Source organism: Lysinibacillus sp. EB271-A1-10B, from assembly GCF_058791335.1.
In genome coordinates this window covers 83,726-94,723 of sequence record NZ_JBYTDL010000020.1, presented here as the reverse complement: position 1 = coordinate 94,723, position 10,998 = coordinate 83,726, and the positions used below count along the sequence as shown (strand labels likewise).

Below are 10,998 nucleotides of genomic sequence, written 5' to 3'. Positions count from 1 at the left end.
TCCGAAGTAGCTCAGTTGGTAGTAGCACCTGACTGTTAATCAGGTTGTCGCAGGTTCGAGTCCTGCCTTCGGAGCCACGGCCCCTTGGTCAAGTGGTTAAGACACCGCCCTTTCACGGCGGTAACACGGGTTCGAATCCCGTAGGGGTCATCAAGCATGTTGCACATTCGTGTAACATGCTTTTTTTTATGCCAATTAAAAGCTAAAAAGGATCACCCTTTGTGTTAAGGAAGTTTTATTTCTAATGGCCGTGTAATAACGTCTATTCCTAAGTATTGCGAAAGGCTTAATCATGATAAACAAAATCGGTTTTGCAACTGAAGATATCTCTTGTATAACCAATTTCTACATACAAAAAGGTATAATCCCCCCGAAATTCTCATAATAGCACTTGAAGCGAAGATGTCTATCTCTTCCCTAATCCCAAAAATGATAAGAAATATTGAACAAAGTATTTCATATATAAAATATGTATGTTTTTTTGCAGATTTTTTCGTGGTGATAATAGTTCCATTCCTCTAATATGAGGGTAGATGGAGGAGTTCGATATGAATTTACATGAAGTACAACGATTTTTAGAACTTTATCAAGTAGAGCAAAACGAGTCAAAAATATGGCTAGAAAATAAATTACAATATATTAAAACAGCTGGAGAATATATACCGACAACGGAAGAACTAATCTTTGGTGCACGAGTGGCGTGGCGTAATAGTAATAAGTGTATTGGTCGATTGTTTTGGCAATCGCTACATGTTGTTGATGCCCGTGATCTTTCACATGAAGAGGATATCTTCAACGCTTTGCTTAAACATATTCAATACGCAACAAATGATGGGAAAATTCGTCCGACAATAACGATTTTTGCACCAGGACGAGTTCGTATATGGAATCATCAGCTAATCCGCTATGCAGGCTATGAAACGGAATATGGAATCGTTGGTGATCCGCATTCCGTTGCGTTTACGAAAGTATGTGAATCACTTGGCTGGCAAGGTGAGAGAACAGCATTTGATGTGCTACCGCTTGTCGTACAGGTGGATGATAGAGAGCCACAAGTGTTTATAATCCCTGACGAATATGTGCTAGAGGTACCGATTCGCCATCCAGAATCTTCTCAAGTAGAAAAGCTAGGATTGAAATGGTATGCAGTGCCGATTATTTCGAGCATGCGCTTCCAAATGGCAGGTATCGACTTTGAGACAGCTCCATTCAATGGTTGGTATATGGGTACAGAAATCGGGGCACGTAATTTAGCAGATCATGAGCGCTATAATATGCTACCCGCTATAGCAGAAATTTTTAACCTTGATACAGCTAAACAGGCATCTCTATGGCGTGACCGAGCATTAGTTGAGCTGAATATGGCCGTTCTACATTCTTTTAAAGAAGATGGGGTGAGCATTGTAGATCATCATACAGCTGCACAACAATTTAAATTGTTTGAGGAAGCAGAAGCAGCAGCAAATCGTGAGGTTACAGGCAATTGGACATGGTTGATTCCACCTCTTTCGCCAGCTACAACTCATATTTATCACAAGCCTTATGTTAATGTTTACAATACACCGAACTATTTTTATCAGAAACCACCTTATTAATAGAGAAAGGCAGCTCACGTTAACTTATTTCAGCGGGTGTCCAAACACCCGCTGAAATAAGATCATGCGCTACCTTTTTTAATTTACATATTCATTTTTAGAAGCTCTAAATGAACATAAGAAGAGTATGAATGCTACGACAACAAATAACCAACCAGTAATATCCCAGCCACCGAATATATCATGTAAATAACCGAATAAGATTGGACCGATTGCAGCTAATAAATACCCCAATGATTGTGCAAAACCTGATAAATCAGCTGCCTCAAAAGCGGTACGGGTACGTAATGTAAAGAACATCATCGCTAATGAGAATGAAGCTCCTCCGGCTAAGCCTAGTAGTACCATCCAAAGTATAGCGAGGTTTGTCCATTCCATTACTAGTCCGATAAAACCAATTAAGTAAAATGCCGTAAACATGAATACGAGAGGTCGCTGAGATGTCATTTTACTAGCGATAATAGGCACAGCTAAGGCCATTGGTACTTGTGAAAATTGCATGATGGAAAACATCCATCCTGCACGATCTGCAGCTAATCCTTGTGCTATATATATTTCAGGAATCCAAGCAGCGGTTGTATAGAATAATAACGACTGAAATCCCATAGCTCCCGCTACTGCCCAAGTTACAGGTGATTTCCATAAAGGTGTACGTTCTTTCGTAGTTTTAACATTAGGCTCCGGCTTATTAAATTTCAACTGTGGAATCCAAATTAAAATGGTTAACACCACGAGAACAAGTGCGACTGCCAGTGCACCTTGCCAGCCAATTGATGAATGGGCAACAGGATAGCTAATGCCAGCGCCGAGCCCAGCTGTCAAATTCATCGACATTGTGAAAAAGGCCATAAGTAAACCTACGTGATAAGGAAACTTCAATTTAAGTAATCCTGGAATAAGTACGTTACCGAATGAAATGGCTATACCAATTAGCGCAGTGCCAAATACGAGCAAACTAGTTGTACCGAGGGAGCGCAGTACAATCCCTAATGCCAAAAGAATAGTCGATAAAAATAATGTTAGTTCTAGCCCGATTTTACGTGCGACAATTGGTACGAAAGGTGAGATAATTGCAAATGCTAGCAATGGGATTGTTGTTAGAAAGCCCGCTAATGCATAGGATATGCCGAGGTCTTCTCGGATAAAGGAAATAATAGGTCCAACAACTGTTAGCGGCATCCGTAATGTCGAGGCAATACAAATTACGCCGATCACTAGTAATAATGTTGTACCTTTCCAGTTAATTTTCCTGCTAGGATAAGTATCGGTATGTTCATGAGTAGTCAAATAAATCCCCCCTGTTAGAACAATTATGATTGAACCACTATACCACTTTATCACAATAATAAAAATAGTTGAAAATTCACAAAATATAGAATGTTACTTGAGTTATTGAAATGCCATATGTCATATGTTAGAATAATATTCATCATAAATTTAATAATATGCCTCATGTTTATATTGAGGTAGAGGTCGCGGTATTTAAGAGTATGCTAATGGAAATGACAAGCATTTAAGATATTAGTTGAAAGGAAATACTGCCGAAGTGTGAGGGGACTTGAAAACCTCATGCTGGGGCTGTCTCCGAAAGGAACAGAACTGTCACGTTTGGACAACGTGTTGAGCTATCATTTTGAAAGAACAGAGGATTTACTTAGCCATCACTGCCGTTCATGTGATGGCATTTTTTTCGCCTCTTAAAAGGAAGGAAGTTAAATTGTGAATGAAATTAAAGTCAATCAGCTCGGCCATAAAGCGCCAAAGTTGAAAAAAGAATTAAAAAGCCGTCACATTACAATGATTTCATTAGGCGGTACAATCGGTACAGGATTGTTTTTAGCTAGTGGTGGTGCCATTGCACAAGCAGGTCCTGGCGGTGCACTTCTTGCTTATGCATTAATCGGTATCATGGTTTACTTTTTAATGACGAGCTTAGGTGAAATGGCAGCCTATATGCCATCATCGGGCTCATTTAGTACGTATGCTACAAAATTTGTGGATCCAGCTCTAGGCTTTGCACTTGGTTGGAACTATTGGTACAACTGGGCAATTACAATTGCGGCAGAAATTTCTGCTGTATCATTGATTATGAAATATTGGTTCCCAGATAGCTCATCAGCACTTTGGACTGTTTTATTTATTGCTGTTGTATTATCGTTCAATCTATTATCGGTAAAAAGCTATGGTGAAAGTGAATATTGGTTTGCCATGATAAAGGTTGTAACTGTAATCATTTTTATTATCATCAGTTTCTTAATGATATTTGGTATTTTAGGAGGAAACGCTCCGGTAGGCTTTACGAATTTCTTTATTAGTGATGGACCATTCCACGGTGGTTTCCTTGCTACATTTGGTATTTTCTTAGCTGCGGGATTCTCGTTCCAAGGAACAGAATTACTTGGAATAACAGCAGGTGAAACAGATGATCCTGGTAAAAATATTCCGAAAGCTGTTAAGTCCGTTTTCTGGCGAATTCTTTTATTCTATATTTTAGCGATCGGTGCAATTGGTCTGTTGATTCCGTTTACAGATGCACGTTTGCTATCTGAAGATATCGCTGTTTCACCATTTACACTGGTGTTCGATCGTTTAGGAATTGCCTTTGCTGCATCATTGATGAATGCTATCATTCTAACGGCAATGCTGTCAGCAGGGAATTCAGGGCTGTACGCATCTTCTCGTATGCTTTGGCAATTAGCGGTAGATGGACATGCACCTAAATTTTTCGCTAAACTAAGCCGTCGAGGAATTCCGATTTACGCATTACTGGCGACTTTAGCTGTCGGCTCCCTAGCATTTTTAGCTTCATTCTTTGGTGATGGTGTGGTCTACATGTGGCTTCTAAATGCCTCTGGGATGTCTGGCTTCATTGCTTGGCTAGGAATTGCATTTAGCCATTACCGTTTCCGTCGAGCGTTCGATGTACAGGGATTAGATCCAAAATTGTTGCCGTATAAAGCAAAATTATTCCCATTCGGTCCGCTATTTGCCTTTACGGTTTGTATGATTGTTGTTATTGGACAAAACTACAATGCCTTTATGGGTGGTTCAGTAGATTGGTACGGAGTCCTTGTCTCGTATATCGGTATTCCACTGTTCTTACTGTTATGGCTTGGCTATAAAATTAAGCATAAAACAAAAATGCTTCCGCTTGAGCAATGTGATTTAAAAGTAGATTAATAAATAATAAACTGTCCTGTGAGCCGTAGAAAATGGCTTGCAGGGCAGTTTTTTTAGTTGAAAAATGAATTTGCAAGCTCAAACATATAATCTTGTCAGAGAAAAAACTGTCAGTGAAAAGTAAAATCCTTTAAGCCTCAAAAACTGCATCCCCATAATAGTGAACACTGATACGTTTTTATAGTTTTTCAGACCGTCCATCCATTTTTGGTACCCAACCTTAATATGGTAAACTGTTTTAGAAATGAATAACCACTAAATTTTGGTTATGGAATTTATTGAAACGTATACCATCTATCTTCATTCAATAGAAATAACTGCACGTAAATCTTAATAGGTGAGGACAAATAATCAAAGGAGGGGGAAGATGATAGACTATCCATTTTTACAAAACAGATTAAAAAAAGAAAAGATTAATACTTTTTTGATTAATAGTCACGGTAAAACGATATTTCGATACTATAAAAACAACAAACAACAACAGAAACTTCATAAAATTAATTCTTGTACAAAGAGTATTCTTTCAATTTTATTTGGCATTGCAATAGATCATAAATATTTGGAATCTGTTCATATACCTATCCATTCTTTTTTTCCTGAACTATTCGAACGGCAAGATGACAAACGTAAGTTGGATATGACAATATATCACCTTTTAACAATGACGGAAGGGTTAGATTTCCCGGAATTCGGAGAATGGAATTGTTTTGCTCCTATGGTATTTCATTCTGATATAGTAAAATTTATAGTGAATCGTCCAATGGTACATCCAGTGGGTGCGCATATGAATTATAACTCGGGTTGCTCCCATATACTATCTGCTATATTGCAGCAAGTTACGAATATGAAAACAAAAGAATTTGCCAATCGTTATTTATTTCAACCATTAGGTATTCAAGAATATCAGTGGTACGAGGATAAGAAGAAAATTAGTAAAGGGGCAGATGGTCTTTTATTAAAGGCAGAAGATATGATGAAAGTAGGGCTCTTAGTTTTAAAGAAAGGCGTATATAACGAGAAAAGGATAGTTTCAGAGGATTGGATTAACCATTCGATAAAGCCGAATTTGATGACTTATGAAAAAATCGGTTATTACGGGATGCATTGGTGGGTAAATAAACAGAATGAAACTAAAGCTTTTTCGGAAGATAATCAATATTTCTTTGCATTAGGCTTTGGGGGGCAATATATTTTTATTTGGCCAAAGGAAGAACTAGTTATTACTATCACAGGTGATTTGTATGAAACTAGTTTATTACCGCTTCAATTAATAAAGGATCACATCTTAAGATAATCGTTATGATGAGGAGCCGTTAAAATGAAATTTTACATTTTAGAATAGAGGTGCATGGAAATGCAAAAGCACATTTTACTAGTAGAAGATGATGAAGCCATTCGTGAAATGGTAGAAAGCTATTTAACGATGGAGGGATTCCTTGTCACCTCTGCAGTAAATGGAGAAGAAGCATTACAAAATTGTTTAAACAATCCCTTTGATTTAGTAATCTTGGATATTATGATACCGAAGCTTAATGGATTAGAAGTTTTAAAGATTATACGAGAGCAAGCATCACTTCCAATTATCATCATGTCAGCGAAGGATAGTGATGTTGATAAAGCATTAGGATTAGGATTAGGGGCAGATGATTATATCGCTAAGCCGTTTTCGATGCTAGAATTTTCTGCACGTGTCAAAGCCGCAATTAGAAGAGCTACAAAATACTCCAGTCAAGTAGAGGATAAGGCAGATATAGTAGAGATAGACAACTTATCGATAGATCTTGTTAATTTTTCGGTTGAGAAGAATGGACAAAATGTAAAGCTCACGTCAAAGGAATTTGCTATTTTAACGTTATTTGTGACAAATCGTAATCGAGTTTATACGAAGCAGCAAATTTATCAATTGATTTGGAATGATTCTTACTATGGAGATGAAAATATTATTAATGTACATATAAGAAGATTACGAGAAAAAATTGAAGACGATCCGTCCAACCCTAAGTATATTAAAACGCTTTGGGGGATCGGCTACAAATTTGAAGGGTAAACATCATGATTATATGTCTATTGCTAATTATTGTTTCACTCGTAGGAATTATTATTTTTCAGATGAAGGCAAAGAAACAACAAGATGCTGAGATTCAATACATGCATCAAAAGCTGCAAACAATCATTGATGAACAATCGAACGAAAAGATTTTAGTATCGACAGCTAATCAAGAATTACAGCAGCTACTAATCGCGATGAATGCATTGTTAGACCACAAACAAAAAGTGCAAGTAACACATCGAAAAATGGAAGGTTCCATGAAAAAAATGTTGGCCAATATTTCACATGATCTTAAAACACCTTTAACAGTTGTGCTCGGTTATACGGAAATGCTGCAGCTACAGCCATCCCTTAGTGACGAGGAGCGGCAGCGCTTGCTCACAGGCGTTCATTCGAAAACATTGGACGTATTAAAAATAATTCATACATTTTTTGATTTGGCAAAATTGGAGGCTGGAGATACAGATTACCCAATGACGAAAATTAACGTAAGTGAAATTTGCCGGAAAAACATTTTATCATTTTACGATATGGTCATGTCATTGGGATTAGAGATTGATATAACAATACCTGAGATATCTGTATATGCACTTGGTAATGAGGAAGCATTAGATAGAGTTTTGAATAATTTATTGTCAAATGCGATTGCCTATGGGGCGGCAGGAAACATCATTGGACTCACAGTAAGAACTGATGATACGAATATTTGTATTGATGTATGGGATCGTGGTAAAGGGATTGACGAATATCATATTGATAATGTTTTTGAAAGAATGTATACGCTTGAGGATTCTAGAAATAAATCCTTCCAAGGGAGTGGACTTGGCTTAACGATTACAAAACGTCTTGTAGAATTAATGGATGGCTCCATCCAGCTTTCCAGTATTCCATATGAGAAGACCATTTTTACGATTTCACTAAAACGAATGATGTATTGAACAGCCGTGCTTGTAGAGCATTTAAAATGCTTTACAAGCTTTTCTTCTGCGCTTAAGAAATTTGTAAGAATCCATTAATAAATTAGAGAGTTTCATTTTTTATAATAAGGATAGTTAAATGTAAGGGAGAGATTTACATGACATATATTGTGAAGACAAACCAGCTCACGAAAGTGTTTGAGGGGAAAGAAGTCGTTTCTGCTGTTACTATGCATGTGAAAAAAGGAGAGATCTACGGTTTTTTAGGTCCTAATGGTGCCGGTAAAACGACAGTCATGAAAATGCTAACAAACCTTACGAAGCCAACGAGTGGAGATATTGAAATCTTTGGTGAGAAATTAAATGACCGCTCATACGAAGTGCTGAAAAGGATGGGGACGATTATTGAATACCCAATTTTTTATGAAGATTTAACGGCAAAGGAAACTTTAGAATTACATTGCGAATATATGGGCTATTATGACAAGAAAGAAATTGCGCATGTTCTAGATTTAGTAAAACTAACAAACACGGAAAATAAACGTGTAAAAGACTTTTCCCTTGGAATGAAACAACGCTTGGGTATTGCTCGTGCAATTATTACGAAGCCGGAACTACTTATTTTAGATGAACCGATTAATGGGCTAGATCCAGTCGGCATTAAAGAGCTTCGAGAGTTATTCAAGATGCTTTGTAAAGAGTATGGCATTACTATTATGATTTCTAGCCACATTTTGGGTGAAATTGAACAGTTGGCAGATACAGTTGGAGTTATTAAGGATGGGAGATTAATGAAGGAAGTATCTATGGACGCTGTCAATCGTAGTCAGTCAAATTATATTGAATTGATTATTAATGATGGGAAAAAGGCTGCCTTTATTTTAGAAAGTAAATTAAATATTACTAATTTCAAACTGGTGGATGACAATTGTATTCGAATTTATGAATTGACAGCTTCGCAAAAGGTGCTATCTAAAACATTGATTGAGCATGATATTGAAATTGAGGGCATTAGCAAAAAAACAAGCTCATTAGAGGATTATTTCTTGAAGTTAATCAATGGAGGTGCCACTAGTGTTTAATTTAATGCGGTTAGAAATGAAAAAATATCATATTGGTTCCTATATAAAACGAGCTGTCTTCGCAAATTTTATAATACTAGCTGTTATATTTATGCTTATATTTATTACTAAAGTAGAAGGAGATGTGGATTTTAGAACTTATCAGACGGCATTAGGCATGATAGATTCAATTGTAAGAGCAGTATTTATTATTTTTGCTAGTGTGTTAATCGCCAAGTTTATTATTGGAGAATTTAAATATAGAACGATCACTGTAGCCTTTATGTACCCGATCAATAGAAAAAAACTAATTGCTTCAAAGCTAGCCATAGTTGTTCTTTTTACCTTTAGTGCAATTGTTTTATCGACTATATTTGTCACAGCAATTTTTTGTGCTGTTAGTGAGAGTTTTCAATTGCTCCCAGATACGTTATCGGTATCTATCATCATACAACGAATTCCCGCTGTGATCATGAATGCAGTTTCAGCATCATGCATCGCTTTAATACCGTTGTATTTCGGCATGAGAAAATACTCTATTCCGGCAACGATTTTATCATCTATATTAATTGTATCGGTCGTATCATCAAATTCGGGTAACTTCACCTTATATGATATTATTTTTATACCTATCATTTTAGCTATTATCGGTATAAGCGTGGCCTACTTATCATTTCGGAACATTGAGAAGATAGATATATAAGGATAAGGAATAGCGCGCGCCCAGTCGGAACGGAAATCAACCACACGTTATGGTGTAATCCTCTTACATGTAGAAATGCCAGACACAAAACCAAATTAAGGTCTTTGTGTCTGGCATTTTTTTAAGCAAATATTGTTTGCCATAATAAATAAACATTTAAAGTAACTACAATCACCACGACGATCCATCCTAATATAGTAGTAATACGATGGTTGACTAGGCTTCCCATAATGTCACGCTTACTCGTAAAGAGTACAAGCGGTACAAGAGCAAATGCGATACCAAAGGATAGAATAACCTGACTTAGGACAAGTGCATAAGTCGCATTCACACCGGATGCAATGATGACTAGAGGCGGTAACATTGTAACAGCGCGGCGTAAATAGAGCGGTATTTTTTTTCTAATAAAGCCCTGCATCACAACGTCACCTGCGAGTGTACCAACTGAAGAACTAGCAAGCCCTGCAATGAGAAGGCCAAGACCAAAGGACACTGCCGCCATCGGACCAAGCGCCTCTTTTAATCCACTATAAGCAATATCTAAATCTTCAACTACTACGCCTTGTGTATGGAATACTGCCGCAGCAATAATAAGCATACTCATATTGATGGCACCGGCAATAATCATCGCGATAATAATATCAATAAACTCAAAACGGAAAATCCGTTTCTTCTCTTTATCATTTCGGCCAACGATGCGATTTTGGGTTAACGAAGAATGTAAGTAAATAGCGTGTGGCATGACAGTTGCCCCTAAAATACCCGTTGCGAGTAAAATAGAATCGACTCCTTCAAAGCGCGGCGTGAACATGCCCATTGTTGCTTCGCCCCAATTTGGCTGTGCTAAAAATGTTTGGAATGCAAATGCTAATACGACGATAAGCACCATGCCAGAAATGCCTGCTTCAAATGCTCTAAAGCCTCTGCGCTGCAATTCTAAAATAGCAAATGAGCCAACTGCTGTAATAAGCGCTGCAGGCAGCATTGGAATATTGAATAACAAGTACAGCCCCAATGCGGCACCAATAAATTCTGCAAGGTCGGTTGCAATAATGACCAATTCAGCCTGGATCCATAAAAAGATAGATGTTTTTTTAGAAAAATGTTCACGTGATACTTCGGGTAAATTTTTACCTGTAGCAATACCAAGCTTTGCCGACAAGGATTGAATTAACACGGCCATTAAATTAGAAAAAGCGATTACCCAAAGCAATAAATAGCCATATTGTGAACCTGCTGTAATATTTGTTGCGAAGTTGCCAGGATCAATATAGGCAACCGCTGCGATGAAGGCTGGACCAAGAAACGGTAAGATTCGTCGCCAACCTGTTATATCTCCATCTAAAACTGCCTCAGCAGACGATTTTGTCATTCGTTTGTAAACCATGTTGTTCCCTCATTTCAAAAAGTATCATTAATGAAATAAAGTTTCCTAGAGGAAAACGATATATTACTATTCTATAGCTTTAGGAAAAAAATGTGAAGATTTTTG

9 protein-coding genes, 2 tRNA genes and 1 riboswitch are annotated in these 10,998 nt (G+C 37.3%); of the genes, 9 read left to right on the top strand and 2 right to left on the bottom strand.

From position 1 onward, the window contains the following. The 3 genes from AC3WSK_RS20475 to AC3WSK_RS20465 all read left to right on the top strand — a co-directional run bounded on the left by AC3WSK_RS20475 (position 1) and on the right by AC3WSK_RS20465 (position 1,595). Positions 1-77: transfer RNA gene (locus tag AC3WSK_RS20475), tRNA-Asn, on the top strand. A 1-nt stretch (position 78) separates the two neighbouring features. Next, positions 79-150: transfer RNA gene (locus AC3WSK_RS20470), tRNA-Glu, on the top strand. A 398-nt stretch (positions 151-548) separates the two neighbouring features. Beyond that, positions 549-1,595, top strand: a complete 1,047-nt coding sequence (locus AC3WSK_RS20465; protein ID WP_427484502.1) for a nitric oxide synthase oxygenase — start codon at positions 549-551, stop codon at positions 1,593-1,595. A 78-nt stretch (positions 1,596-1,673) separates the two neighbouring features. Here the strand turns inward: AC3WSK_RS20465 and AC3WSK_RS20460 are convergent, their stop codons facing one another. Further along, positions 1,674-2,882 carry a CynX/NimT family MFS transporter gene (locus tag AC3WSK_RS20460; RefSeq protein WP_079562982.1) on the bottom strand — a complete coding sequence of 403 codons (1,209 nt, stop codon included), beginning with the start codon at positions 2,880-2,882 and terminating at the stop codon, positions 1,674-1,676. Positions 2,883-3,054: 172 nt separating this feature from the next. Beyond that, positions 3,055-3,231, top strand: a riboswitch (Lysine riboswitch). Positions 3,232-3,314: 83 nt separating this feature from the next. Between AC3WSK_RS20460 and AC3WSK_RS20455 the strand changes: the two genes are divergently transcribed. The 6 genes from AC3WSK_RS20455 (at position 3,315) to AC3WSK_RS20430 (ending at position 9,506) form a co-directional block, all read left to right on the top strand. After that, positions 3,315-4,775, top strand: coding sequence for an amino acid permease (locus AC3WSK_RS20455; RefSeq protein ID WP_492414418.1), 1,461 nt, complete (start codon positions 3,315-3,317; stop codon positions 4,773-4,775). A 367-nt stretch (positions 4,776-5,142) separates the two neighbouring features. Continuing rightward, positions 5,143-6,069: a serine hydrolase domain-containing protein gene (locus AC3WSK_RS20450; protein WP_079562984.1), complete on the top strand. Its 927-nt coding sequence runs from the start codon at positions 5,143-5,145 to the stop codon at positions 6,067-6,069. 60 nt (positions 6,070-6,129) lie between these two features. Beyond that, on the top strand, positions 6,130-6,822 hold the full coding sequence (locus AC3WSK_RS20445; RefSeq protein ID WP_079562985.1) for a response regulator transcription factor: 693 nt from the start codon (positions 6,130-6,132) through the stop codon (positions 6,820-6,822). A 5-nt stretch (positions 6,823-6,827) separates the two neighbouring features. Beyond that, complete coding sequence (locus tag AC3WSK_RS20440) at positions 6,828-7,763, top strand: sensor histidine kinase (protein WP_079562986.1); 936 nt, start codon at positions 6,828-6,830, stop codon at positions 7,761-7,763. A 137-nt stretch (positions 7,764-7,900) separates the two neighbouring features. Then, positions 7,901-8,824: an ABC transporter ATP-binding protein gene (locus tag AC3WSK_RS20435; protein ID WP_079562987.1), complete on the top strand. Its 924-nt coding sequence runs from the start codon at positions 7,901-7,903 to the stop codon at positions 8,822-8,824. Further along, positions 8,817-9,506, top strand: coding sequence for a hypothetical protein (locus AC3WSK_RS20430; RefSeq protein WP_079562988.1), 690 nt, complete (start codon positions 8,817-8,819; stop codon positions 9,504-9,506). Before AC3WSK_RS20435 ends, AC3WSK_RS20430 begins: the two co-directional genes overlap by 8 nt. A 121-nt stretch (positions 9,507-9,627) precedes the next feature. On the opposite strand, the gene AC3WSK_RS20425 is transcribed toward AC3WSK_RS20430, so the two are convergent. Beyond that, complete coding sequence (locus AC3WSK_RS20425) at positions 9,628-10,893, bottom strand: Nramp family divalent metal transporter (RefSeq protein WP_427484505.1); 1,266 nt, start codon at positions 10,891-10,893, stop codon at positions 9,628-9,630. Positions 10,894-10,998 lie beyond the last annotated feature (105 nt).

Bases quoted from the DNA above. Each gene is read 5' to 3' on its own strand.
- AC3WSK_RS20465 (WP_427484502.1), top strand. From the start codon at position 549: ATGAATTTACATGAAGTACAACGATTTTTAGAACTTTATCAAGTAGAG.
- AC3WSK_RS20450 (WP_079562984.1), top strand. From the start codon at position 5,143: ATGATAGACTATCCATTTTTACAAAACAGATTAAAAAAAGAAAAGATT.
- AC3WSK_RS20445 (WP_079562985.1), top strand. From the start codon at position 6,130: ATGCAAAAGCACATTTTACTAGTAGAAGATGATGAAGCCATTCGTGAA.
- AC3WSK_RS20440 (WP_079562986.1), top strand. From the start codon at position 6,828: ATGATTATATGTCTATTGCTAATTATTGTTTCACTCGTAGGAATTATT.
- AC3WSK_RS20435 (WP_079562987.1), top strand. From the start codon at position 7,901: ATGACATATATTGTGAAGACAAACCAGCTCACGAAAGTGTTTGAGGGG.
- AC3WSK_RS20425 (WP_427484505.1), bottom strand. From the start codon at position 10,893: ATGGTTTACAAACGAATGACAAAATCGTCTGCTGAGGCAGTTTTAGAT.